This is a genomic window from Candidatus Obscuribacterales bacterium (genome assembly GCA_019744775.1).
GTDB lineage: Bacteria > Cyanobacteriota > Vampirovibrionia > Obscuribacterales > Obscuribacteraceae > SBAT01.
Genome location: JAIETZ010000004.1, coordinates 273,000 through 299,535, shown reverse-complemented (window position 1 = coordinate 299,535; position 26,536 = coordinate 273,000). Strand labels below are relative to the sequence as shown.

Annotated in this window: 14 protein-coding genes; 6 read left to right on the top strand and 8 right to left on the bottom strand. The window is 47.5% G+C overall.

The features are described 5' to 3' along the window. The first annotated feature begins 39 nt into the window (after positions 1-39). The 3 genes from K2Y22_10845 (at position 40) to K2Y22_10835 (ending at position 4,079) form a co-directional block, all read left to right on the top strand. Positions 40-1,902: a CRTAC1 family protein gene (locus tag K2Y22_10845; protein ID MBX9878943.1), complete on the top strand. Its 1,863-nt coding sequence runs from the start codon at positions 40-42 to the stop codon at positions 1,900-1,902. Between the two features lies 1 nt (position 1,903). Then, positions 1,904-2,908: a hypothetical protein gene (locus K2Y22_10840; protein MBX9878942.1), complete on the top strand. Its 1,005-nt coding sequence runs from the start codon at positions 1,904-1,906 to the stop codon at positions 2,906-2,908. A 148-nt stretch (positions 2,909-3,056) separates the two neighbouring features. Further along, complete coding sequence (locus K2Y22_10835) at positions 3,057-4,079, top strand: DUF1702 family protein (GenBank protein ID MBX9878941.1); 1,023 nt, start codon at positions 3,057-3,059, stop codon at positions 4,077-4,079. A gap of 12 nt (positions 4,080-4,091) precedes the next feature. Here K2Y22_10835 and hemE read toward each other — a convergent pair whose 3' ends face one another. Beyond that, the gene (hemE, locus tag K2Y22_10830) at positions 4,092-5,147 is read right to left on the bottom strand and encodes a uroporphyrinogen decarboxylase (protein ID MBX9878940.1); all 1,056 of its coding nucleotides are present in this window, start codon (positions 5,145-5,147) and stop codon (positions 4,092-4,094) included. 144 nt (positions 5,148-5,291) lie between these two features. Here hemE and K2Y22_10825 point away from each other — a divergent pair, with 144 nt between their 5' ends. Both K2Y22_10825 and bla read left to right on the top strand, forming a co-directional pair. Further along, entirely contained in the window at positions 5,292-6,227 is a 936-nt protein-coding gene (locus K2Y22_10825) for an NAD(P)/FAD-dependent oxidoreductase (protein ID MBX9878939.1), read from the top strand. Positions 6,228-6,246: 19 nt separating this feature from the next. Continuing rightward, positions 6,247-7,146: a class A beta-lactamase gene (gene bla / locus K2Y22_10820; protein MBX9878938.1), complete on the top strand. Its 900-nt coding sequence runs from the start codon at positions 6,247-6,249 to the stop codon at positions 7,144-7,146. A 5-nt stretch (positions 7,147-7,151) separates the two neighbouring features. Here the strand turns inward: bla and K2Y22_10815 are convergent, their stop codons facing one another. Continuing rightward, positions 7,152-8,333, bottom strand: a complete 1,182-nt coding sequence (locus K2Y22_10815) for a 4-hydroxy-3-methylbut-2-enyl diphosphate reductase (GenBank protein ID MBX9878937.1) — start codon at positions 8,331-8,333, stop codon at positions 7,152-7,154. Positions 8,334-8,444: 111 nt separating this feature from the next. On the opposite strand from K2Y22_10815, the gene K2Y22_10810 reads away from it, so the two are divergent. Then, positions 8,445-8,882 carry a hypothetical protein gene (locus tag K2Y22_10810; GenBank protein ID MBX9878936.1) on the top strand — a complete coding sequence of 146 codons (438 nt, stop codon included), beginning with the start codon at positions 8,445-8,447 and terminating at the stop codon, positions 8,880-8,882. 3 nt (positions 8,883-8,885) lie between these two features. Here K2Y22_10810 and K2Y22_10805 read toward each other — a convergent pair whose 3' ends face one another. The 6 genes from K2Y22_10805 to K2Y22_10780 form a co-directional block, all read right to left on the bottom strand. Then, positions 8,886-9,599 carry a response regulator transcription factor gene (locus tag K2Y22_10805; GenBank protein MBX9878935.1) on the bottom strand — a complete coding sequence of 238 codons (714 nt, stop codon included), beginning with the start codon at positions 9,597-9,599 and terminating at the stop codon, positions 8,886-8,888. Between the two features lie 96 nt (positions 9,600-9,695). Continuing rightward, entirely contained in the window at positions 9,696-10,988 is a 1,293-nt protein-coding gene (locus tag K2Y22_10800) for a hypothetical protein (GenBank protein ID MBX9878934.1), read from the bottom strand. A 14-nt stretch (positions 10,989-11,002) separates the two neighbouring features. Beyond that, on the bottom strand, positions 11,003-12,739 hold the full coding sequence (locus tag K2Y22_10795) for a M23 family metallopeptidase (GenBank protein ID MBX9878933.1): 1,737 nt from the start codon (positions 12,737-12,739) through the stop codon (positions 11,003-11,005). Positions 12,740-12,858: 119 nt separating this feature from the next. Further along, positions 12,859-13,182: a 4a-hydroxytetrahydrobiopterin dehydratase gene (locus tag K2Y22_10790; GenBank protein MBX9878932.1), complete on the bottom strand. Its 324-nt coding sequence runs from the start codon at positions 13,180-13,182 to the stop codon at positions 12,859-12,861. Between the two features lie 7 nt (positions 13,183-13,189). After that, on the bottom strand, positions 13,190-17,911 hold the full coding sequence (locus tag K2Y22_10785) for a polyketide synthase dehydratase domain-containing protein (protein ID MBX9878931.1): 4,722 nt from the start codon (positions 17,909-17,911) through the stop codon (positions 13,190-13,192). Further along, a complete protein-coding gene (locus K2Y22_10780) occupies positions 17,908-26,526 on the bottom strand; it encodes an SDR family NAD(P)-dependent oxidoreductase (protein MBX9878930.1) in 8,619 nt (2,872 codons plus the stop codon). Before K2Y22_10780 ends, K2Y22_10785 begins: the two co-directional genes overlap by 4 nt. Positions 26,527-26,536 lie beyond the last annotated feature (10 nt).

Here is a 26,536-nt window from a genome sequence, read left to right as displayed (position 1 = left end):
GGTTTATCGTTCACCTGGATATGCTTGAAGGGAGCTTTCATGCCGAACTTGAAGCCTCATGCCGCCCGTATTTTAGCCGTCCTCCTGGTCGTGCTGACCTGGGCTGCCGCGCAGCCGAATAGACTTTCCGCCTCGGCAAAGGCTGATTTAGCCTCCGGCTTCAAGTTTACAAAATTGCCCATGCCTGAGCCCTCACAATACCCAAATTCGGGTGTGAAAGTCGTCCGCCAGGTACATCCAAGTCTTAAGCGCATATCAGCCTGGATTTCCGCTACCGGTTCATCGATTGCTTTAGGCGATATTGATGGCGATGGTCTCGATAACGACTACTGCTTTATCGACCCGCGAACTGATGCCATTTTAGTTGGCTGCGTGCCGGGCACGAAACAACGTTATCCACTCACCATTCTCAATGCTGACAAATTAGTCGATGCCACCATGGCACCAATGGGTGCATTGATATGCGATCTAAACGAAGATGGACTGCAAGACGTCCTTGTCTATTATTGGGGACGCACACCAATTGCTTTTCTTCACCAGAAGGGTGAGATAGCTAAGACTGCTTTTATTCCAAAAGAACTAATTGCCGGACCAAACGCTGACGAAAATCGTTGGTTTAGCTGTGCTGTAACACAGGCTGACTTTGACGGTGATGGTCACAAGGACTTGCTCGTCTGCAACTACTTCAAAGACGGCTCGCGCATTCTTGATGCAAGAGCAAAAGGACAGGAAGAACTCCACGACTCCAAATCAAGGTCTTACAACGGCGGTTTGAAGCATTTTCTTCTTTGGAGCAAAGACGGCTACAAGGAAGTTAAATCAAATCTTGCCGATGATGTCTTGCGTGGTTGGACAGTCGCTGCAGCTTCAGCTGATATCAACGGTGACCTCTTACCTGAGATTTACCTGGCAAATGACCTTGGACCCGATAGGCTTCTTTTGAATCAGTCGAAGCCAGGCACGCTCAATTTCAGTGTTGTCGAAGGCAAGCGTGACATGATGACGCCTGCATCTTCCGTGCTCGGTCGCGATTCCTACAAAGGTATGGGCGTTGATTTTGCCGATGTGAATAACGATGGCAAATTCGACATTTACGTAAGCAATATTGCAGCCGAATATGGATTTATGGAAAGCCACTTCCTCTGGCTGAGTAAGCCTCAGGGCAAAAACCAGACTCCTTTGTACAAGCAGGCAAGTGAAGATCTAAATCTATCGCGCAGTGGCTGGGGTTGGGATGCTCGACTAGCCGACTTCAATAACGATGGCAAACTGGAAGCCATGCAAGCAACTGGTTTCCTCAAAGGGAAGACTAATCGCTGGCCGGAATTGCAAGCACTAGGCACCGGCAACGACCTGATGATGCATGACGCAAGAAACTGGCCATCGTTTAAACCAGGCGATGATATCAATGGTCATGAACCAAATGCGTTCTTTGTACGCGCTCAAGACGGACGTTACTACAACATAACCAAAGAAGTCGGACTTGCCGACCCGATGGTAAGTCGCGGTATAGCCATAGCTGATGTCGATGGTGATGGTGACTTGGACTTTGCTGTTGCAAACCAGTGGGAGCCTTCATATTTTTATCGCAATGACTCCAATGACAAGAATAATTTTCTATCGTTGCGTCTGACTGAAGGTCCGCAGAACTTGAATGCCGTAGGTGCAATTGCCAAATTGCATTACCCTGATGGACGTGAAGCTGTTGCTCAAGTAGATGGTGGCAGCGGCCATTCCGGTAAGCGCAGTAGTGAAATTCATTTCGGCTTGGGTGATGTGAACACAGCTGTGCCGGTTGATCTCTTATGGCGCGATAGTAAGGGAAAAGTCCATGAAGAAAAACGCACTTTTGAACCGGGTTATCACCTGGTGCATTTAGGCAGTGAGGTCAAAGGAAACTAACATGGCCACACAAGTAACTAACCAAAGAACAATTACGCCAAAGCAAGAGCCTGCAATTGCGACGCTCAACTTCTACCCTAACAGGGATGCTCGCCGCCGTACTTTTGCTCTCTGGTATTTCGGCGTCTTGATGATTGTCTTGAATGTCCTTGGTCATACCGTATTAGGTTTTGAACAAGCTTGGATAACGCCGTTTATTGCCGTCTGCAGTGCTTGTGCTGCGCAACTGGTTTTGGAATTGGTCGACTGCTGGGCTAACGGCAGAAAGCCACGCATAGGCAATGACTTATTCGGTGTCATCACTTTCTTCCTGCCGGCAATGATTACCGGCTTTGCCTGCGGCATGCTCTTATTCCCTAATGAGAAATTAATACCTGTTGTGTTTGCCGCGGTACTTTCGATTGCTTCTAAATTATTATTTCGCGCACCGGTTGGCAATCGCACCCAACACTTCTTCAACCCGTCAAACTTTGGTATCACAATTACCTTATTGCTTTTCCCATTTGTCGGCATGTCGCCGCCCTATCACTTCACGGAAAACGTAACCGGCGTCTGGGACTGGGTTGTACCTGGTGTCATTCTATTTACTGGAATTCTCATTCACGGTTTCTGCACCGGCAGACTTCCGTTAGTTTTAGCCTGGCTTGGTGGCTTTGTGATTCAAGCTGTCGCTCGCCACTTAATTTTCGGCGTACCGCTTTTGGTGCCTTTGGTGCCCATGACCAGCGCCGCATTTATCCTCTTCACCTTATATATGATTCCCGACCCGGCAACGACTCCTATCAAAGTCCGCGGTCAGATAGCTTTCGGGATGGCAGTCGCCTTAATCTATGGCTTCTCCCAAGCCATGCACATGGTTTTCGGGCTGTTTTTAGTCCTAACCTTCGTCAGCCTGGTACGGGGAGTTGCTCTGACCATAATGGCTGCCCACAGCCGAAATAGTGAGTTGGAAGCAATTCCTGAAAGTGCCGCGAAACGGGCATCACAGGCTGGTGTAGCTCAATAACTCGATTAAATTGTCTGATAGTCACTTGACAAGAATTGGTTGTCAGCATAAGATTAAAACCTACTAATCCACACCAACCCAAGGCGGGCAAGGCTTCTGGGTTTGGAATTTGATCCCAACACTTACTAAAAATCACCAGGAGCCGAGATTGAACGAATTTTGTGCTGGTACTTTGTCGTCCAGTAATTCCACCGGGGGTGGTATGGAGAGCGCAATGGCGCTAGGTACGCTTATCAATTCCGTAGCTGCTGCCCATCAATTCAAAGTTGATCAGGTAATGCTGCACTCATTAGCTGACGAGCTAATGTCAGTTAGTGACGCCAATAAGCTAAGTGGTGTCTTCTTTCGCTTCTTAGGACAGTCCGTCAAAGGATCTGATCCATTTGAACTCGCACGTAAAGTAAACGACCTCGAAGTACGCTGGAGATCAGTTGCTGCCGAAGCTGCAGCGATGGGACTAGCCATTCTCGATATCGTGCTTGGAAAGAAAACCCGCTGGTCACACTTCAAACAACAAATTCACCAGTGCTACACACCTGCAGTCTATTTAGGACGCGGCATGGCTATAGGACTTATCAAGCCTCGCTGCCAATTCCATCAAGACATTCAAGAAAGTATGTTTTCCTGGTTGACCGTAGACGGAATGGGCTTCACGCAAGCCTTTCTGCACCACTTGCACAAAGTTGGAAAATCCTCAGGCTTGCTGCCGTTGCACGACTGCGATTCAAAAACGCACCAAAACATTTTCGACCAAGGTGTCGGTCGATTCCTCTGGATAAATCACGGACACGAATTACCAGTCTTAGTAGCAATCATCAACAAACAAGAAAAACACCGCCTCGCCGACTTATGGTCAGGCGTAGGAGTCGCCAGTACATTCCTCGGCTCGGTCGACAAAGAAAACATGCAGTACCTAAAACAAGAAGCCGGCATCTACGCACCTGATTTAGCCGTGGGCGCCAGCCTCGCCTGCCGCACCCGCCTAGCCGACGGCAGCCGCATGCCTCACTTGAATGACGTTATCGAAACGCTTTGTAAAGTCAACGCACAAGAATGCGCCGAAATAAGCGAACAAATGATGGACCAACTCTCACCATTCGGTGTCACCATAAATGGCACCCACTACTCGAACTACCACGTCTGGCGCAAACGGATGCGTGAGTTCTTCTAGTCGTTCAATGAATTAACCGAGTTCTCGAACGGTTTCGACTAAATACTGAACATTTTCTACTGGGGTTTCTGGAAGAATTCCATGCCCGAGATTGAAAATGTGTCCTGGGCGATTTGCTGCTTGTTTGAGAATGCGGGTTGCTTGTTTGCGGATTTCTTCTTTGTCGGAGAATAAGATGGCAGGATCAAGATTTCCTTGGACGCCGACATCGTAGCCGAGTTCTTTCCAGGATTGATCGAGTTCGACGCGCCAGTCTAAGCCGATGACGTCGCCGCCGGCTTCTTTCATGTCTTTCAAGAGTGTCGCCGTACCTGTGCCGAAATGGATTACAGGAGCGTGTTCTTTTACAGCGTCGATAATTGCTTTGCTGTGTGGCATGACGTAGGTTCTGTAGTCTTGCGGTGACAGACAGCCAACCCAGCTATCGAATAATTGGATGACTTGTGCACCTGCTTCAACTTGTCCGATTAAGTAAGCGATTGTGATTTGTACAATGCGCTGCATCAGGATGTGCCAGGTTGCAGAGTCGGTGTACATCAACTGCTTGGTCTTGAGGAAGTGGCGTGAGCTGCCGCCTTCTACGATGTAGGATGCAACTGTAAATGGTGCTCCGGCAAATCCAATCAATGGAATATTTGCGGGTAATGCTTTGCGTGTTAGCTTGATTGCTTCGAAAACGTAGCCGAGTGATTCGTATGGATCAACGTTTTGGATTTTTTCTAAATCTGCCTGACAGCGAATTGGTTGATGAATAACAGGCCCATCGCCTGCTGCGTATTCCAGACCGAGTCCCATTGGTTCAACAAGAAGCAACAAGTCAGCAAAAATAATTGCGGCGTCGACGTTGAGTTTTTCAACCGCCATAACTGTGACTTCAGAGGCAAGTTGTGAATTTTTACAGAGGTCGAGGAATTTGACCTTCGAGCGAATTTCGCGATACTCGGGCATGAAGCGTCCGGCTTGGCGCATGAGCCAAATTGGCGTGCGGGAGGCTTTATCGCGGCGGCAGGCTTGCATAAATGGCGCCTGGGCGAGGACTGATTCTTTCGTAATAGACACTTGTGACATGGCTGGAACCAAGACGGGGCTAGGATTTCAGGGCTATGCTAGCATGATTTGCCTTTAAGCACCCCAGGCTTTCATTCATCTTCAGCATTGGGTACAATCGGCATTTCCCACTCTGTCACTATTGTGAGATTGGTCTTAACTTCAATGGTCGGGCAATACAACTTTGATGCAGTAATTATTGGCGGCGGTCCAGCCGGCATCAGTTGTGCTTCTGAATTGAAAGACTCGGGATTGACGTCTGTCATTCTTGAGCGATCGGGTCGACTCGGTGGACAGTTGAGTGATGTGCCTAATCCATTGCGTAATTTTGCTGGTGGGAATTATTCGTCGGGGGAGCAATTACGCGGCAAGTTGGTTGAACTGGTGGAAGCAATGAAGTTCAGCTATGAGCTAAATTGCAACATCCAAGAGATTGATTTGGTCGACAAAACAATTGTTGCAAATGGTCGCAAGTTGATTGGCAAGACTATTGTTTTAGCAACTGGTTACAGTGTTGCAAAACTCGGTGTTGGAGATGAGAACAAATTTGGTCTTGATGTTGTTTATCGCACAGGTCAATGTTTAGATCATATGAAGGGACAAACTGTTGCTGTTGTAGGCGGTGGTGACAGTGCTGTAGGAGATGCGCTGGAGCTGGCTCAGCTATGCCCGCAGGTTTATCTCCTCAATCGTTCCGGTAAATTGCGAGCTCGTTCTGATTGGAAGTCGCAGGCGGAAGAAGACCCCCGCATCAAGATATTGCTGGATACAAAAGTAGTGTCTCTTGTTGCTGATGGTACTGGTAATAGATTATCCGCAGTAAAAGTTTCATCCAATGGTGGAGTCGAGGAGACTCTTCCTGCAACTCGGCTGATTGTAAAAATTGGGTATGCTCCTAACACTGCATTTGTTAGAGACCAGATTGAAACTGATTCAACTGGGCATATCCGTGTCGGTGACTACTGCAAGACTTCGCTACCAGGAGTTTTTGCTGTCGGCGACATTACTACTCCAGGCTATCCGCGCATTGCAACGGCGGTTGGTCAGGGTGTGCTGGCCGTAGCGGGTATTCGCCAATATTTGGGGCATCTACTCCTATAAGATTGCGGAGAATCGATCAATGCTAGTGAGAATTCTGTTGATAGCATGTTTGCTGCTGATAAATGCAAATGCTGCTTTCGCCCTTGATGTTGCATCGCTGCAACAACGCGTCAATTTGATTGCCAAAAGTTTTAAAGGGAATCTGGGCGTTGGTGTTATCGACGTTCAGTCCGGACAGTCGTGGTTTTTGAATGGTGATGAGCGTTTCCGTATGCAGAGTGTAGCTAAAGTCATAATTGCCATGGCGGCGTTGCGCCAAGTTGACGAAGGCAAGCTCAAGCTAAACCAAGAGATTCCGCTTACACAATCCGACGTTGTTAGAATTCGCGAATCCTATGTTCCTGATCCACTGGCGCTAACAACAAAGAGTCTGACTCTATCTTCGCTTTTGGAAAAGGCGGTTTGCCGCAGTAATAATGGTGCGGCAGATACAATAATGAAACTATTAGGTGGACCAACTTCAGTCGACAAATTCCTCAAAGACGAGCAATTCTCAGACATTCGCGTTGATCGCTTTGAAATGGAGCTATTGCTGCATGATGACGATCATGTTGGTGCAGACATGTTGGATAGCTGCACGCCGCGTTCAATTTGTAGTGTGCTTTCAAGACTGCAATCTGGAAAGTTGCTCTCAGCCAAGTCGACGACATATCTGATCGACCTAATGCGTCGTTGCGAAACCGGGCAAAACAGATTGCGTGCCGGCTTCCCTACAAATTGGATAGTCGCCAACAAAACCGGCACTGGAAGGCATGCCTTTGGCGTGACTGTTTCAACAAACGATGTAGGCATTGTCACAGGACCAAATAACGCTACTTTAGTCGTGGCTGTGCTGGTAGGCGATGCGAAATTAAGCCAGCGTCAGTGCGAGACAAAAATAGCCGAAGTGGCAAAAGCCGTCTCTCTGGCAGCGCGGTAATAAAATTAGAGACCGCGAGCCTCTAAAATTCTTGCAATTACATCGGATATAAGTTGATCCGGCGTTGAAGCACCGGCAGTTATGCCTATGGTGATTTGACCTGATGGTAGCCAGGATTCGGTTGTTACAAGTTTCGTGTCGTTGACTGGTTTGTGCGTGATGCTGTTGCCAGGGCCGATGGATGCAGCGCTTTCAATGTGATACGAAGGCAGTCCCTTGTGGACGGCGATTTCTTGCAAGTGTCCAGTGTTCGATGAGTTGTAGCCGCCGATGACTACCATTACGTCGAGTTTTTCTTCGACGAGTTGCAGCATCGCATCCTGGCGCTCTTGGGTAGCGTCACAAATGGTGTCGCCGGGACTTAGGAAGTGGTCGTTGAGTTTGTCCGGGCCGTATTTGCGCATCATTGTTGATTCAAACAATTTGCCGATTTGTTCGGTTTCGCCTTTGAGCATTGTTGTTTGGTTGGCAACGCCTAGACGTGCAAGATGCTTGTCCGGATCGAAATCTGCTGATACGGATTTAGCGAATTTCTTCTGGAATTCATCCTTGCTGCCGCCGTTGAGAATGTAGTTAGCAACCCATTCGGCTTCAGCCATATTTTGGACGATAAGGTAAGTCTTTGCTCTGGATGACGTGGCGATTGTTTCTTCGTGATTGTATTTGCCGTGAATAATAGCTGTGAAATCGCTGTCGGTATATTTTCCGACGCGATTCCAAACGCGAGATACCCATGGGCAAGTGGTATCAACTACTTCGCAGGACTTGTCTGATAGCAATTGCATCTCTTCGACGCTTGCACCAAATGCTGGAAGAATTACGACATCGCCTTCGCTTATGTTGCTGAAGTCTTTTTGTCCGTCGTCTGTCACGGGGGTGAATTTGATATCCATGCCGCGCAGGTTATTGTTTACGACAGGATTGTGAATGATTTCGTTGGTAATCCAAATGCGTCTATCTGGAAAATGCTTGCGTGTCTCGTAAGCCATTGAGACAGCGCGGTCGACACCCCAGCAAAAGCCGAATGCTTGAGCTAATTTGATAGTCACATCGCCGACAACGAGTGAATTCCCGCTCTTGCGTATATGGCTAATGAGGTCCGATTCGTATTCGCGCTTTAGCTCGACTTGGACCTCGTCTTTGAGTCCAAAGCCTTTGCGGTGATATTTTGTGTTTGAGGATGTCATTGTCAAGATGTTGGTTTAATGCTCGGGCGCAATTGTACTACCACTTTCCAAGACTTCCCCAAGATCAATTTAAGCATTATCATTTTCACGCTTAGGTCAAGGAGGTCCCCCGTGAAGGTTCCACAGATGAAAATCTCGTTCAGCAAAGTCTTACTAGCGGCTATTACCGCAACAACTTTATTTTCAGCAACATCTACTCCAGCAATTGCCGATGGCGCAGGTGAAATGATGAAGAATTCGGCGATGTTGCCTGTTCGCCTGGTGAGTGTTGGTTCGACCGTTGTTGTCGGCACCCCAATTGCATTGACCCGCCAAGTTTCTGTCAGGATTCGCGAATTTACCAAGACATTTGCTGACAAAATTGGCGGACACGAGGACTTTCCACCTAACTTCTTTGCCAGCTTCCTAAGCGTTCCTTGTGGGCTGATTGTCGGCACCGGTGAGGGTTTGCTCTATGGCGGCAAGAATGCTTTCGGTCCTGGTTACGAAAAACCATTCAGCCTGCAAGCCTTCAGCTTGGGCGATGAGATTGATCCAGGCACCAAATAAGTTCTAAACAGCTAATCCCAGGCGCAGTGCAGCGACAGCTGCCTGCGTTCTGTCTTTAACAGATAATTTGCGCATGATTTTCTTGACGTGAGACTTAACTGTTTCGCGACTTAGCCATAACTTCAAAGCAATTTCTTGATTGGTTAGACCTTCTGCCACCAGATGCAGTACTTCCTTTTCCCTGTCTGATAACGCGGGTTGGGAAGTTTCTTCTGATGAGCCAGCCTTGTTAGGGCTAAAAATGTTGGTGGCAACAATTGGATCTATCCAAACGGCACCAAGCGACACTGTTTGGAAAGCCAAGTTAAGTGTTTGCGGATTAGTTGAGTTAAGACAGAAGCCACTAGCGCCTGAGCGAAGTAAGTTTCTCAACTGCTCAGGTATTGGTTCGCTCGAAATGAAAATGATATTTGTAGTTGGTACTTCTTCCTTCAGGGTTTTTGCAAACAAATAATCAACGCTGGAAATTGAAGGACTATAGACAATTGTTAGTTCCGGTCGCATCTGAACAATGTCGTTGAGTGCGACAACGCGATCCGTATGCCAGCCGATGAGACAAAAGCCTGGAAGTGTACTGAAGTTACGTTCGGTCTTGTTTAATTCACTCGCTTCGCCGTAAATGACGTAGGCGCGCGTCAGGTTGGATGCCCGGTAAGGTGCGAATTGAATAGGTGATGTGTCTGCGCTGCTATGAGCGGAAGCCTTGAACGACTGCACGGGTAATCCATAAATTGTAAGTGACCTAAATATCACTTACCCCGCTGTAAAGTTTTTTAGCGGAGAAAAACAAAAATAGGCTGTCAAGAAGTTGCGTTAATAAGCAAGTCCGGAAAAGTTCTTGCGGAATCGCTTGAGCGAAATCTTGAAGACACCGTCACGGACTCCGTCTTCCGGTATGCCACCAGGAGTGCATGGCTCGAAATAGCCATTTGGTTCGCGAATGGTTACGATTCTTTCCTTGGGGTCATATCCAAGTACGCCGTATTCGTGACCGCCCAGTAATTTTGCGTCGGGAGTTAAGTCTTCTCCCAGTCCGACAATGGCAGCAGGACGTCGGCTTATAAATGCCGTTGAGGGAATTTTCTTCTCGGCGATGTTTGTTAATGCGGTGTGCAGTTTTTTCTCACTGTTGTTGAATATGAAATCTACATGCGGCCATTTACCTGTCAGCACCAAAAGTCCGCGGTGAATTGCTGAGCCACCATCTGTATTTTCTTGTGGAATTATTTTGCCGAATACTTTGTCTCCTACCCATTCAGCAGGACTTCTCCTCCAGAGGCGCAGCGGACGGTTGATGCACCATTGTCCGAAGGCTTTTTCCATAATGATTGGCCAGTCGCCATAATTTGGATTTGAATTGTCGAAGGAGAATGTGCGCGTGTAGCGAGCACGCTCAACTTCGCTTGGTGCCGTAACAGTAATTGGTTCGTTAGGACTAATTGGGAAGGTAACGGTGTAAGTGCCATCGTGATTGTCTTTGATCATTTTGACAATTGCATGTGGATCCATTGCTGCTACTGAAGCAAGCGCAGACATGAAGTAACAATCTCCAAGTTTTCCTTGACGGAATGCTGTTGCGTTAATTCCGTCGACACCTTCATTTGAATGTTTCTCTTTGTCATTGCAGACAGCTTCCGGCACAACGCATGCTTCGGGGACAATACCAGCTTCCGGTTGGTTGGAGTTCGCATACAAGCAAGGGCTGGCGTTCAATGCAGCAAGCTTGGTTTCGGCCATCACATAGTCGATGCCTGTTACCATAAGCCGGTCTTTGTCTGATACTAGGTCGGCTTTATCGCCTTTTGCTACGCGCTGTTGAATAGCATCAAATGCTTCAATGTCTGCTAGCGTGATGCCAGACTCAAAGCCTGTCTGATCATTTGTCAGCTTTTTCAGGGGTCCAAAATATTCTTTGAGTGCTCCTACTAATTGAGCATCATCGCCTGTGATTGTGTTGTTTGTTACAGCTCTGTCTATCTCGTCTATGGTCAGCATGCCGTCTTGTTTGCCTGTATCAAGACGATCAAAGTTTTTGACGAACAACTCTTTGAGATCACGGCTTGAAGAATACTTTATTCCACTTGCCTCGACATCATTTTCCGGCATTGAGATACCCCTACTTATGCGTTGATTTTTAAATGCTTCATCGGATCAACAGCTTGTCCGTTCATGTACAGACCTAGATGCAAGTGTTTACCCGTTACGCGTCCAGTGGCACCCTGATAGCCGATTAACTGGCCTTGGGAGACTCTATCGCCTACGTGTACTTGCAGGTTTGGCTGCATGTGCATGTAGACAGTTTTCAGTTCGCGTCCTAAATGATCGCGGCCGTGATTGATAGTGATTTTGTATCCGGCATTTCCTGCCTTGCCGGCTTGCTCAATAATCCCTGACCTGAGAGCAGGAATCTTATCGTCGTTAAGGACCAAGTCTACGCCTTTGTGATCAGCGTGAGCACCGGTTACCGGGTGATGGTCACGATGTCCGAAGTGATCGGTGATTCTGCCGCGCAGTGGAGCGCAAGTGAGCTTGCCGCCGTTGTCCTGCCAGGAAATGTCTTCGTGCGGGTGCTGTGTACGCACGTTGGAAATGGCATTTAAGCGCTCGAAGGAGTCCTGAAGTCTTTGATATTCCGGCTTAGCCATTTCTTCTTTAGTTGGTTCATGACCAAGAAGCATGTGCATTGCGACTTTGCTTGGGTCAGCGCCGGTCTTTGCCAGTTTGTCGATCATTTGGCTGGCTACTGCTTCTTGCATTTCTTTTGGCAAGAATTTTTCAATTGCAGCTTTGGTTGCCGGATCGCCTGGCTTTAAGTGACCGGTTTTTAAATCATTGACGAATTTCTTGAATTCGCCTGATTGAATGGCTTTGGCACACTTACCTGCGAGTTCTTTGTTCTTCATGCTCTTGAGCAATTTAGCGAGAACTTTATTTCCATCCGGCGGATTGCCACAGTCTGTGAGCAAATCCTCGAGCCACTCAATTAACAACTCAGAGGTGAACATGTAGCGACCAACCGCTAAGCCTCTGTCACCGAAGTTACGCATTGCATAGTATGGTTCACGCTCACCGCTGGTCGCGAAGCCGGCGATAGCGTCTTTCAATGATACTTGTGTATCGGATTCGTTGTGGAGTCTTTCTACTTGACGCTCGGGGAAATAGCTGTCAGCTTCGGCTGAAGATAATTGACCGCTACCACCGCCTGCAAAACGCTGCATGTTTTGCATGGCGTGCTGCATTGTTTGCGGAAAATGAGCTTCCGGCTCCGGTTGGGCATGAAGCAATTTCTTGATTTTGTCCGAGACTAGACCTTGGGCATCTTCAACTTTGCCTTCTTTGTTCATCACATGGTCGGCTAAGCTCTTGATTAAAGTATCCAGACTCTTCTGTTGAGCTTCTTTCGGGGCGCCTACATATCCTTCAGGACGCTCGATTTCAATTACCAGGTCCTTTTTATTCAGAAGGTCCTTGTTCTCCCATACGATGAGCGTACCGTTTTTGTCGATTTTAAAGTCGGCATTGTTTGTCGAACGGGCGTATTCATCGATATAGACAACTTTGATGTTATTGATGTTGCGCTCCAGAGCTCGTTTATCGTTTTCGGGATTGACTTGCTCTTTGAGCACGTCGACTACATCCTTGCTGCTGAAGCCAGTGTCTAAGAGGCGGGCAAGCTGAAGGGGTTGTGGTTCGTACGGTCCACTGGGCACACCAGGCAAATCGAACAGCTGAGCTGATTTGAAACCATTGCTATCGTTCCAGGTGTTGGCGACGAAGTTATCCAGAGCCGGTGCGGCAGACTGGGTAAATGCGGTGCTCAGGTTGTCTGATGGTAATTGGTTGTTATCCAGAGCCATTAGGGCTGCCCCCGAATTCGTATGCTGGGGCGATAGTAGCCTAATTAATACGGCGCGGATAGGTACTTACTCGTATTCTCACCATGCCTATAGGATGAGAATTAATCTAGTAATTGAACTTAAGATATATTGTCTATTTTGGCGGCGAGAATGAAGTCTGACTCGCTAAGACCGTCAATTTTATGGGTCCATAAGTCGATTTTTAGCTCACCCCAGCGGACGAGTAAGTCCGGATGGTGTCCTTCTTTTTCGGCAATGGCGCCTATCTTGTTGGTTAGCGCTAGAGCCTCGGCAAAGTCTTTAAGCTTGTAGGTCTTTTGCAGGCACTTATCGTCGATGACGCGCCAGCCATTCAATTCGGCAAGCAATGGTTCGAATTCGGTGCGGGTTAGAGGCGGTATTCCGCCTCGGCAAGGCACGCAAGTCTTTTCGGAAAGCGACATTTTGAACCTACTTGATGGAGACAGGAGAGCCGTATGCGGTTAAGGCAATTACAACATCGTCGATAACTGTTGTTAAAACAATTACCGGCGAAACATTGGCAGTGCTTACGGTTGTCCAACCGCTTGCGTCAAATCCGCTTACTTCAAACGTCTTGGGTGCTCCAGCAAGTCCCTGTCCGATTGCTTTGGACAAAGCTTCTTTTGCGCACCAGATGCGTGTAACGATTTCCCACTTTTCGCCTTCGGATTTGCCGGCAAATAACGATTTTTCTTTCTCGGTGAAAGCCATATCGATGAAATCTCCACCACGGTTACGTGCCGGTTCCAAGTCGATTCCGCATGCGCTTGTTCCAGCTATGGCAATTCCTGAACCTTCTGCGTGAGCTATCGATACTTTGATATCCAATGATGCTTGAGAAATGATTGAAACCACTGGCTGTCCGGCGTCATTGTAAGAAATTTCAATGTCTGCTGGGCAGAGTTTGATTCCTTGTTTCGCAACAAAGGCTCTTATTGCATCTTTGGCTGCAATTCTTCCTGCTAACCATTCACGCTTGCGCTTCTCTAATTTGTTATCTTGAGAGAAATATTCGCGCTCGGATTTGGTTAAAATATAGTCCGTCAGCCACTCTAGAGTTGTTGCATCTGCTGGTAGCGTTTCACCAGGCAGCGACATAACAGACCAATTACCCAGAGACGCGGCAAGTTGATCTTGCGTTTCCGATAGAAATACTTCTTGTGGATTTGCTACAAATGCTTTCAGTTTGTCGCTCAGCATGACTCGTTTGCTTGTGATGTCGTTGACTCGAATTAGTACTTGTCCGTCGCTTATTACTTCGACGCGTGCTTCTGTTCCTTTGTCGGTCAATGATAGCAGCTGCGCTTGTACTGTCACGTGAGACGGCCTTTCCAACGGATGATTGTAGAAATCAATTGAGCTTATGTGAAAAGGCAATAGCGCTGTGACGTTCTCATTTTGTTCATACAGGTGGAAAAGCACGAGTTGGCTGGCATTGTCCAAGAGAAGCGGGTCGATTAGGAAGTGAGCCGGAGCAAGTGAGTAGCCAAACCAATCACTTGGTTGTCTAACCGAAACAATGCCATCAATGCCGCGCTTGCCTACATTGCCGATCTGTTCCACGCTCTGCATGCGTGGGCCATGGAACATCGTTTTTAACGTGTATAGATCATTCTTGGATAGATGTGCTGCTCTTTGTCCTTCGAGAGTAAGACTTTGTGCTGTCGGCTTTTGCTCATAACCACGTCCGAAAACGACTTGGCAAGACATCAGCAGGTTATTGCTTCTTTCACTTTGAATTTCGACGTCGACGGCAGCCTCCTTTGAAGCATTTAGTTTGGCTATGACTCGAATCGGCATGCGGTCATTCTCAACTCTAATTCGCTTGAGAGCTCTGATATTTTCAAGTTTGGTAATGACTAAATGCGGCGCCAGTAATGATGCCGTTTCAGCCATGATTTCTAATGCAACCATCAAGGGAACCAAGAACACACGTTCTTGTGGTTCGCTGCCTGCAGCCGTTACTCCACCAATGGCGTGATCAAGTAAATACAGATCAGAATTAAGATCCAGTACCTTATCGAGAATTATCTCGGTTTCGGATTGATGAACATTGGCTCCGGCAATACATGGCAACGCTACGCTCGCCATTGCATCGAATTCGGTGTGCTGAGGTTGTATGTCTTCATTCGGCTGAGCGAGAAAAGCATTTAAAACCTGTTCTTGGGTTTGCATCAGTTGTTGATGAAATTGCTCCATGCTCTGCAGATAATTTGCGACAATAGAGTCTTCACCGCCTGGCATGTCGCCAGTGGACTCAGCAAAGAATTCTTGCTGTCGTGGTTTTTCGGTATTGAGCTTTGCTATTAACTGCGAATCTGCCTTGAATGAAACAGCCGGATAGTCGAGATCTAGCTGGAGTGTAGTCTTCGAAGGTCCGCTTGCCAGCTTTTCTTGCCAATTGAGCATCATGGGTGAACGACGCTTGAAGAGGTATTCAAGATCGACATCTGTGCCGAGTGCAAATAGGCTGGCAATGACGAGGTTCAGTTGTGTTATGCCTGATTTGTTTTGCAGGTTTGTGGGGATGGCAAAATGAGACTTGTCTTGGAGAATCTCTCCTACAAGTTCCACCAAAGTGTTTTTTGGACCAACTTCTACGAAAGTTCTTACACCGTCGGCGTACATAGCTTCGATTGTTTGGCGGAAACGTATTGGATGACGGAATAACTGTTTTGCAATAGTTGTAATTGCTTTTGGATCAGAAGGATAAGGCGCGACTTGCGAACCAGACCAGGCGGTAATTGAAGGAGCGCAATAATGTTCGTCGTACGTGCCTGAGGTGACTGCCTCATCCATTAGAGATGTGTGGTAGGGAATGGCTACGGGCAGGGGTTGAAATTCGATGGAGTTTGCACGTAGTCGGGTGGCGACTTCGTCCATTGTTTGCCGAGTGCCGGAAAGTAGATGCTGTTTTGGACTGAGGTCAGCGCCTAAGTAAACCTCGAGTCCTGTAAGCAATTTCTCTACTTTGTCGTAATTGTCAGTTACGCGGAAAGTCTTCAAGTTGGCTAGGCCTTCAATTGACACGGAACGTGCAACAGCTACTGCATGTTTGTAAAAGGTTGGTGCAGCCTTTTCAATATCGGCTGCGCCGCTCATTGTGAGCGCGGCAAATTCGCCGGTGCTGCATCCAAGTACAACATCCGGGTTGATGCCGACGTTTTTCAGGACTGTATATAATGCCCACTCGGCCATGAGAACGACAATAACTGCCGAATCCATTGTGGCAAGCATGGCAGCGTTAACGTGTTGCTTTTTGCCCTTGATAAATGACGCCGGGAAAATTGTTCGACTGGGTATTGCTTTGTCACCGTTCAAGACAGCGAGGTGATCGACAAAATCAAATACTTCACGGACTTCCGGGAAGTGCATGCACAGGTCTGCGAGCATGTTGGGATAAGCGGCGCCTAGTCCAGGCATGATGAATGCTAGTTTGCCTTTGTCAAAGTTGCTGCTTACTTGAACCGCAGCATCTGATGATATGAGTTTATTGGCTAGTAGCTGCTGGAGCTTCGAGCTTAGATCTTGAGCGGAAGAGGCTACAATTGCTAACTTGTAGGATGCTGACTTGTCTGTTGCGGCTTTGTAGAGACTATAGGCTATGTCCTTAAGTTGTGCGTCTGCATTGCTACTGATGTAGGCAATTGTTCTGTTGATTTGCGCTTCAAGATCAGACTGAGAAGTAGCCTTGAATATGCAAACTTCGCTTTCCCATTCTGTTAGAAGCGATGTGTCTTTGGGGCTCTCATGCTCTTCTAAAACAATGTGAGCATTAGTTCCACCGAAACCAAAAGCACTAACTGCGGCGCGGCGAGGATGAGGCTTCTTTGCGCCGTACTCTGGATTTATCCACGGTCTTGCTTCCGTGTTTATGTAGCAAGGAGACTTCGACCAATTTACTTTCGGGTTTGGTTCTTTGACGTTAAGAGTCGGAGGTAAGATTTGGTGATAGATAGCAAGACTTGTTTTGATAAGACCAGCTATGCCACTTGCTGCTTGTGCATGACCAATCATGGATTTGATTGAGCCGATTGCCATTGTCGGCATGTCGGCTTCGCCGAAAACTTTTTCGATAGCCTTGAGCTCAACCACATCACCTTCAATGGTTCCCGTGCCGTGGGCTTCTAAAAGTTGAACCGTATTAGCTGGGAAACCTGCTTTGTCGTAGGCACGTTCAAGAGCTAATGCTTCGCCGTCGATTGATGGAGCAAGAATGCCGCCGACATTGCCGTCGCTGGAACTTGCAGCGCCGCAGATTACTGAGTAAATTCTATCGCCATCTCTTTCTGCGTCTTCAAGTCTTTTGAGGACTACTATTCCCAGACCTTCGCCAAGAATTGTCCCGTCAGCATCTTTATCAAACGGACGAATTTGTTCGGCTTTGGAAAGTGCGCCTAGACCGCAAAAGATGTCATAGAAAAACTTGTTTGAATTGATGTGCACGCCGCCGGCAAGTGCAAGGTCACAGTTGTCGGAAAGCAGATCCGTTACTCCTGTTTCAACAGCAGTTAGAGATGACGCGCACGCTGAATCTAAAACGAGCGTACGTCCTCTAAATCCTAAGCGATTGGCAATTCTGCCTGCCAGAATATTGGGCATCAGCGCTGGAATGACATCGGCGCCATGCGGTTTAAGACTTTGTTTGAGTTCAATCTCAATTGCTTTTAGGTCATCAGCCGACAATTGAGGATTTGTACGTGCAACAGCATCGACTATTTGTGTGACCGTTTGGCTTTGCTGAATGAAATTGAGAGAACCTACTCCCGGAGCAGATGTTCTGCCCATTATTACTTCGGCACGATCGCCGTTAAAATTGCGTTTTACATACCCAGCATCAGCAAGTGCATCGTAGGCAACTTTTAAGGCGAGAAATTGATCAGGGTCGCCGCCTTCAATTCCTTTAGGCATAATCCCAAATGCCAGCGGATCAAAGTTTGTGAAGTCGCCTATAAATCCACCGCGATTAGAGTATGGCTGTGCGACTTCTACGCGGTTGTCTACGGTATGTTTGGTCTTCGGAGCTTCAGTAATGGCATCTTGACCTGCAACAATATTTTGCCAGAAGCACCCCAGGTCTTTCGCACCGGGGAATATGCAAGCCATGCCGATGATGGCAACTTTACGTGGGGCATTTGCCCGCGAGGTCATTTTGCGCTCCCTGCCTGTGCTTTGCTTAGACGATTGAACGAACGACTACCAATTCCACCTAATCCTTCAATAAATATTGCCGGCGTACCGTCTTCTCTCCAAATTGCCAGATCGCAATTGAGGATATTCGAATTCAAGTCTTCCGGAATAAATACTTGGACTTTAAATGTCGAGCCTGTCAGCGGAGCCAAAAGATGTAGTTTCTTGAATCCTGTCGGCAAAACCATCATGTCTAGATATTTGCGTGTCCAGACTCCTGCCAATTGCATCGCGCTATCGAGCATAACAGGATCAATAACCCAATTTTCACCGTTGGTGTTCTTCAGGCATCGAGTTGGGCTTGCACCGGTTACATAACCTGTAATTCCCGTGCGAGCCAGTGCCTCAATGGACTGAATGCCTTGGAAGATTGGTCCATGGAACATCCAGTTGTCATAAATTTCCTTGGCTGTTGGCATGGTTGATTCAGGTTCGACGACACGAGCCGCGAGCTTCTGCTTAAGCAGATTCAAGCCTGTCTCGATGCTGGCTGCTTTGCTCAATTTTGCTTGCAGACGGAAATTGGTTCTTCTCAATTTATCGCCGGTGCCAACTTGCGCTTTGACAGTTGCTTCTTCGGAAGTTGATGACTGTTCTTCGGCACTTACGTAAAACTTCTTCGGTCCCGACTCAAAAACAACGCCTGAAGGAATCTGCAAGTCATCAATCGAAGTCAGATTCAAGCTAGAGTAAGTCTGCGTTGCTGCTTCCAACATCATTTCCAAAGCCATGACCATTGGTAATACTGGAATACCGTCAAATTGGTGATCGCCTAAGTAAAGATCATTTGCCGGGTCCAGTACCAATTCAAACTCTCTTGTTCCAGCTTTCGGCTGGAATAAGTTTGCCTGGAAGAGTCTGGCGCCCTTGGCGGCAACTATTACTGACGAATCGGATTTGCCGTTGCCGTCGTGACCGTTGCCATTGCCATTGTGACCATTATTGCCGTTCTTATGTTCCGGCTTTGGTGTGTCAGCAGTCACAGTCTTACCGACTAGAAGTACCTCGACGTTGTCTTTGCTTGCAAAGGCAAGTTCTTCAGCAAATGATTGGCGTCCTTGTTCCGGCGGAATCATTGCCCATCCGTATCTGGCAAAGATGCTCTCCATTTCGGGACGAGCCATACCGCCTCTCCATGGTCCCCACATGATGGATGCCACGCGAGCGTTTGTTTTCTTGCTTAAGCTAACTGCCAGTTTGTTGATGGATTCATTAGCCGCGCAGTAGTCGACTTGTCCAGCATTGCCGGTGCGTCCAACTACTGAGGAGAAGAAGATAAGATACTTGAGCGAATCAAAGTTCAGTTTGCGCGCTAAGGTCATCGCGCTCTTGATTTTTGTGTCATACACGAGGTTAAAGGACTCAATTGACTTGTCCGCAATGAAGGCGTCTTCAATAACGCCGGCGCCGTTTATTACGGCATCAATCTTGCCGAACATGTCGTACATGCTATCAATGAAGGCTGCGAAAGCTTGCTGGTCCTTCACGTCAATTGCGTAGTAGCGCACTTTTGAACCTGCCGCTTCTATGCGGGCGATGTTGTTGCGCACTTCTCTTTCACGCAATAGCTTTTGGTAGATTTGCTCTACTTGGCTAATCGAAACAGTCTGTCCTGACTGGCGCAGACTTTCCATAATTGCCGCTTTCAGCTCACGTGGAGAAGAAAGTTTTGCTGTGTCAGCTGATTCTTGTCCTTCCGGTCGGGGCATTTTGCCAACCAGAATAATTGTCGGCTTATACTTCTCGGCCATTTCCACTGCAATTTCTGCAGTGATGCCGCGAGCACCACCGGTAATTAAAACAATCGAAGAAGAATCTAGCGACATTTGCTGTTCGGTAGGAGCTAGAACTGCTGCTTCTACATCGAGCGTAATTCTTTGATCGTTGTGATAACCAACTTCAACCGGTTCATCATCCGATTGTAACTCCCCAATAATGAGCTCAGCCATTTTGCTTTCGCTTATTTCCGGACTGAAGTCTATGGCGCGTGCTTTTACTTCCGGCCATTCACGGCTGATTGTTTTTACCATGCCGACAACACCTGCTGAAAGCGGCTTGAATCCTGCTTTCAATGGTTGTCCGCTGCTGGCAAAGTCACCACCTAATGTGGTTACTGCAGAAACAATTGCTTTGCCTTTGCGTTCACCACGTAAGTCTTTTTCTGTAAGTTTAAGCAACTGGAAAAATGCACGAACATCCAGCACTTCAAGGTTGTCGTCAGAAGCAGTGCTTAAGGGCAGCAGATTTATCAGACCTGCTGTTTTTCCATACTGCTTATTGATGAGTGCCAGTACTTGCTTGATACTGTCGGTATCGGACAAGTTGGCTTCGTAGTATCTATTTCCAGCCGACTTAACTGATGCCGCTGGCGAAACAATTACGGCAGATTGACCTTTTGTCACCAGTTGTTCGAGCAAGCCGTCAGCTACAGTTGACTTCTCGCTTGCTATTACAACCACACCCTCTATTTCGATAGATTTAGGCGTGGCTGGTTGGAGCTTTTTTTCGACAACGAGGCCTCGCATAACTGTCGATTGAATTTCCGGTTCTTTCGGAGTCGGCGGTTCTGCCGCCTTGACTTCCGGAGCTTGTGCTGGAGCTGAAGGCGGCGGAGCTGACGCTGCCGGGCTTGGTCCGGCGCCGGCATATTCGCGAATCCAATCGATAATTGCTTGGAGCGTCTTTGTACCTGCTAGTTTTTCAACGTGTCCTTCAATTTCCTGTTGTTTGGTTTCCGGCAATACTTTGCGGAATGTGGATAAAATTTCCACACGCTTAATAGAGTCGATTCCTAAATCAGCTTCCATGTCGAGGTTCAAATCGAGCATTTCCGGTGGATAACCGGTTCGTTCACTGACAATTTCGAGGAAGCGATCAACTAATTCATCTGCGCTCAATTCAGGTGAAGATGAACCTGTCGACGCCGGAGCCGTTTGATGAGTAATCTGTTCAACAACTTGCTCAACCGGTGTAACTGCCGGAGCATTGACGGCCAATTGTGGCTGGACTTGATGCTGTATCTGCGGCTGCATTGGAGTTTGTTGCATTACAGGCATTTCCACATACTGAGGTTGCGGCATTGGCATTTGCTGCATCATCGGCGCCATTTGCATAGGTATGCTTGGGACTTGTCCACTGCGTGATTGCAGATAGGCAATCATCACATTTTGTTGGGTCTCCAAAAAGTTCTGAGTCATTTTCAGCATTGTTTGCTGGAACTGCATCATCACCTGATCAGATGAGCCTATCCCAATTGGCATTGGTGTCGTTGGTATCTGTGTTTGAATGACAGGTTTTGAACCATTGTGTCCATTCCCGTTTCCGTTTCCATTGCCGTTTCCGTTGGTGTTCACTTTTATCGGTTGATTGGTGTTCATATTAGCTACCGTTGGTGCTGGGGACTTGATGGGACTTTGTTGGGGGGAATTATTTGGAGGAGTACTTTGAATAGGACTGCTTGTTTTTGGAGGCGGTGCAGTCGGGAAGGTTGCTATTGGCTTGTCAGCTCTTTGAATAGCAGGTGCTACTTCCAGTCCGCCGTTGTCGCTGGCAATTAGTCGCGTAAAGCGAGCGCCGTTGACCAAGTAGAGAAGCTTTTTCTTAGCTTTAAATAGAGATTCCGGCTGAGCAAAGGCATTTACCGAAGCACGTGATTCATAAAGTGGGCTAATATCGATAGGCACGCCCTGGCTGGCTAATTGAGCAAGCGCATGCATCAATTGCAAGAGTCCGTTGCGACCGGTGCGATCTGTCGAGATCGATTGATGTATTTTGTTTTCCAAAATCGCATCAACCAAATTGGTCATAACAGATCCGGCGCCAACTTCGACAAAGATTCGCGCGCCATCGTTGTACATAGCTTCAATTTCTTTGACGAACTCAACCGGGCTAATTAAATGCTGCGCCAGTCGAGTGGCAATTTCATTTGGATCCTTTGGATGTGGTTTGGCATCAATATTGGAATACACAGGCAATTTAGGCGTATTGATCTTCTTGCGGGCAATTGCAATATATAGAGGATCTTTCGCGTAATCCATGTGCGGTGAATGGAAAGCCGCCGAGACAGGAATACGTCTGATGTTAACTTCGCCTGAAAGTGTCTTTATTGCTTGTTCGATTGACTCAACATCGCCGGACAAAATGCACTGATTAGGCGCGTTTATATTTGCCAATGTGACATTTGGAACTTTATTAAGCAGTGCTTTGACTGTTTCTAACGGAGCCGATACGGCTGCCATCGCCCCTTTTACTTTGCTTGAAGGGGTGGCTAGCAAGCGTCCTCTTTCTTCAGCAATGGCAAGCAAGTCTTCGCCATTGAGACTGCCTGCTGCCCATAGTGCAACGTATTCACCAAAACTGTGACCAGCGACCATATCCGGTCTCAACCCAAACGACGTTAGCAAAGCCAGCATTGCCATGTCAGCTGCTGCCATGGCTGGTTGAGCAATATGAGTGTTTGTCAGCGACTCTTCTTGTTTGTCTTGCTCTTCCTTATTGAATGGTGGAGCTGGATAAACATATGCGGACAGAGCCTTCGGCAAATTGGTATTCAATACTTGATCAGCCTGCTCAAAAGTCTCTCTTATTTGTTTGAAGTAGAGACCAAGGTCTTTGAGCATGTTCGTGCGTTGCGATCCCTGTCCTGGGAACAAAAAGGCAATCTTGCTCTTTTGTGACAAAGGCTTGTCACTGAAGTAAATACCGCGCGGATCTTTTATTTCATTGGTGTTTGCATCTGAAAGTGATTGTTTGGCTCGGGCAATTCTTTCTTGCAATTCTTCGAAATTTGATGCAACGATTGCCAATGTCAACTTGTCTGACTTGGTTAGCGAATCCCTAAGATTGTCTATAACTTCGCCAGGCTGTTGAGCAGAAGTCTTAGCTTCTTGAGCGTTTGTTTCCAGCCAACGCAGATATGTTGAATAGGCGAGATGACCAATCGTTGGCTTGCCGTTGAATCGATCGATTAAGTCTTTGCTGAGGCTTGCACTTGTCGGGATTTTATTTATCTGGGCAAGGGCATCTTCAACTGGCTTCAATGACTTGAAGAGTTCTTCTCGTGATTGACCCTGGAACAAGAAAAGTTCGCAAGGGAATCTATTCATCAGCGGCTCATGTCTGGTTACCGTTGGTGTTTCGTATTCTTCTAAGATAGTATGGAAGTTGGTGCCGCCAAAACCAAAGGCGCTGACGCCGGCACGACGTGGATAATTTTCTGCAGTGTGGATCCATGGACGCGATTCGCTATTAATATAAAACGGTCCATTTCTAAAGTCACAAGCCGGATTGGGATTTTCTACGCCCATGGTAGCGGGGAGTACTTTGTGGTGAAGCGCTTTAGCGACTTTGATAATAGATGCTAATCCGGCCGCACACTTAGTATGTCCAATCATTGATTTGACTGAGCCCACTGCGCATGACTGGCTGGCAGCTTCTGCTTGCACGAAGACTTGTCTCAGTGATTCAATTTCAGCTCTATCGCCAACTGTTGTACCTGTTCCGTGAGCTTCGACTAGTTCAATTGAAGCCGGTGAAAGTTGTGCGTCTTGATAGGCGCGATTGAGAGCGGACATTTGTCCTTGCGGGCTGGGAGCGGTCAAAGACAAATCGCGACCGTCGCTGGAACCACCGATGCCTTTAATGACTGCGTAAATTCTATCGCCGTCGCGTTCAGCATCGGAAAGACGTTTTAGAACGATTGTAGCGGCGCCTTCGCTGATGGCAATGCCGTCAGCGGAAGCGTCGAAAGTTCTACATTTGCCGCGTGGAGACAGCGCGTGCACTTTGCTGAAGCTTAAGTAGTCGCCTGGTTGGTTGTGTGTATCTATTGCTTGAATCAAGACAATATCACTGCTGTGAGCACGCAAGTCGCGAATGCCCACATACAATGCTGCCAATGAGGAAGCACAGGCTGCATCGATTGAGAAGTTGATGCCGCCGAAGTCAAATCTGTTAGCTACGCGTCCGGCTGTGACGTTGCCCAAAAATCCTGGGAAAGTGTCTTCTGTCCATTCCGGCAATTCTTTTTCCAATTGCTTTTTGAACTGCGGATCAAGATTGCGCAATTGTGCACTAAGAGCTGTGCGCAATGCATATAGTCCAGTGATAGGAGCGTGACCGGCATTTGCTAGAACTACTGATGTACGTTCACGGGCAAAGTCGCGTTCTGACAGACCGGCGTCTTTCAACGCAGCCTTTGTTACTTCCAGCATGATTATCTGCATTGGGTCGATGGATGCTAGGCTGCTTGGCGGAATGCCGTAAGCAGTAGGATCAAATACGAAATCGGCGAGGAAGCCGCCCCACTTAGAGTAGATTTTGTCCGGAGCTAACCTGTTTGCGTCGAAGAACTGGTCTACATCCCATTGATCTTTAGGAACTTCGGTAATTGCATCTACCTTATTCAGGATATTTGTCCAGAAAGCTTCAAGATCCGACGCCTTTGGAAACAAGCAAGACATGCCGACAATGGCGACATCTTCGCGCCTCTGAGCGTGGCTTACTTCCACTTGCTTTTCACGATGTCTTTCGGCAAATTTAGCGATAAAGTCAGCTGAACCGTCGGCAACTTCTTTGTGCAACCCACCTATCGTCAAGACTTTGTCGTGCATGGCGGCGACTTGTCCTATCATATACATGCCGTCTGCCCATTGCTTTTCGTCCGATACATTGGACAGGGATGCTTTTTCAGTAGCTGATTCAATGCGTGCTAAACCCTTGCTGGCGATACGCAAGCGACCGAGATTCATCAACTCAAGCTGCTCACGAATTTCATCGCGCCCTTTTTTCTGAGCTTCCAGAGAGTTTCTCTGCTCATCAAAAGTACGCTTGTAAGGCGACTGAATGCAACGAATCGCATGCCCTGGACCTGTCTCTAATAATGTCGTCTTGTCGCACTTCAATGCTTCTTGCTGGAACTTGTTGACGATGGCTCCGGCATCAACTGCTTCTTTTGTGAACAGATAGGCAGTGCCCATAAGCACACCCACATGAATTCCGCGCTCAGTTAAAGGTGCAGCCAGTGCAGCCACCATTGCTGCTGAAATTTGATCGTGAATACCGCCGGCAAACACAACTTGGAAGTCTTTTGCTTTATCGGCATCAACTGATGATAGAAGCGCATCGATCATTGATTCCCAAAGTACAAAGCTGGAACGTGGACCTACGTGTCCACCACATTCCTTGCCTTCGAAGATAAACTTGCGCGAGCCCAGTTCAATAAATGACTTAAGTAGAAGCGGTGAAGGGACATGGAGGTAGGTCTTAATTCCCATGTCTTCCAATTCTTTTGCTTGATCAGGGCGTCCTCCTGCAATCAAGGCAAAAGGCGGACGATACTTCTCAATTACTTCCATTTGTTCCTGGCGTAGTTGTTGTGGAACAAATCCGAGTATTCCTACACCCCAAGAAAGATCTTTCAATTGCTTTTGGCTGGCGGATAATAATTCCTCCACTTCTGCCCTGCGCATTAATGCCAGTGCTAGAAATGGAAGCGCGCCGCCATTTGCTACTTCGTAGGCAAATTCGGCAGTATCGGAGACGCGTGTCATGGCGCCTTGAATGATTGGATAAGTTGTCTTATTGTCCAGCGCTAAAGGAGCGCCTTCGACTAATGGCTTTTTCGCATTGGCAATTGCGACGTTTTCGACAGCAGCTTTTTTAACAGCCAATACAATACCGCCGACTGTTACGTATTTTTTTGCAAGTTGAGAGGAGAAGACACTGTCTTGCCCTAAGAGCCAAGGTCTTTGGCGTTGCGGTAATTGACTTGCTTGACGGAGAAAGTAAACCATTTTCTCTCGCGCGCTATCGTCTGATTTGATGTCCTCAACTAGTTTTTCAATTGTTTGTTGTCCAAGTCTGTTGTAGACACGGATCATCGCATCGTCAGGGTTGCCGACCGTGTATGTTTCACTGCCGTCAATCTGACCGATTTTTTCCTGGAGATTTGCAGGTAATGGTGATTCGCGAGTCAACAGTAATTGACTATCAAGTACAACACCTGCTGCTCCTGCCACATAACAAGCCGCTGCCGTGTTAATACCAATTCCACCTTGTACCCAGATAGGAATTTTGGATTGTTTGATAATGCGTTGCGCCAAGACATATGCTGTTTCGTCGCCTACAAATCCACCTGATTCGTGACCTTTGACGATGATTGCATCAGCTGAGGCATTTTGAGCAAGAGATACTTCGTGAGAGTTGGTTGTTTCAACAATTGCTAGTAGACGCAATTCGTGGATTTTCTTGATGGCGGAAGAAAGTGTTGCGTTGCTTGCTTTGTTCTCATCAAAAGCAAGAATAACAACATTTTTGTCGCCCCAGGAAGATTCGCCCAGCGGTTTTAAATACTCGTGCAGGTTTTTAAACTGTTTGATACCACATTTGATACCGCACTGTCCTTTTGTGCGGCTGACCAATTGTGTAATGCCTTCCCTTGCTTGCGCGTCAGTGGCAAACAGCACATCGATGACGCCTATACCGCCGGCTCTGACAGAGGCAATTGCGATGGATGGATCGGCCAGTCCTTCAGGGTAACTGGCTGGTGTCAGTGTTATGACTCCAAATTGCGACATGTATTTAGCC

Excerpts from the sequence above, each read along its gene's own strand:
- K2Y22_10845 (MBX9878943.1), top strand. The coding sequence starts at position 40 with ATGCCGAACTTGAAGCCTCATGCCGCCCGTATTTTAGCCGTCCTCCTG.
- K2Y22_10840 (MBX9878942.1), top strand. The coding sequence starts at position 1,904 with ATGGCCACACAAGTAACTAACCAAAGAACAATTACGCCAAAGCAAGAG.
- hemE (MBX9878940.1), bottom strand. The coding sequence starts at position 5,147 with ATGTCACAAGTGTCTATTACGAAAGAATCAGTCCTCGCCCAGGCGCCA.
- K2Y22_10825 (MBX9878939.1), top strand. The coding sequence starts at position 5,292 with ATGGTCGGGCAATACAACTTTGATGCAGTAATTATTGGCGGCGGTCCA.
- bla (MBX9878938.1), top strand. The coding sequence starts at position 6,247 with ATGCTAGTGAGAATTCTGTTGATAGCATGTTTGCTGCTGATAAATGCA.
- K2Y22_10815 (MBX9878937.1), bottom strand. The coding sequence starts at position 8,333 with ATGACATCCTCAAACACAAAATATCACCGCAAAGGCTTTGGACTCAAA.
- K2Y22_10800 (MBX9878934.1), bottom strand. The coding sequence starts at position 10,988 with ATGCCGGAAAATGATGTCGAGGCAAGTGGAATAAAGTATTCTTCAAGC.
- K2Y22_10795 (MBX9878933.1), bottom strand. The coding sequence starts at position 12,739 with ATGGCTCTGGATAACAACCAATTACCATCAGACAACCTGAGCACCGCA.
- K2Y22_10790 (MBX9878932.1), bottom strand. The coding sequence starts at position 13,182 with ATGTCGCTTTCCGAAAAGACTTGCGTGCCTTGCCGAGGCGGAATACCG.
- K2Y22_10785 (MBX9878931.1), bottom strand. The coding sequence starts at position 17,911 with ATGACCTCGCGGGCAAATGCCCCACGTAAAGTTGCCATCATCGGCATG.
- K2Y22_10780 (MBX9878930.1), bottom strand. The coding sequence starts at position 26,526 with ATGTCGCAATTTGGAGTCATAACACTGACACCAGCCAGTTACCCTGAA.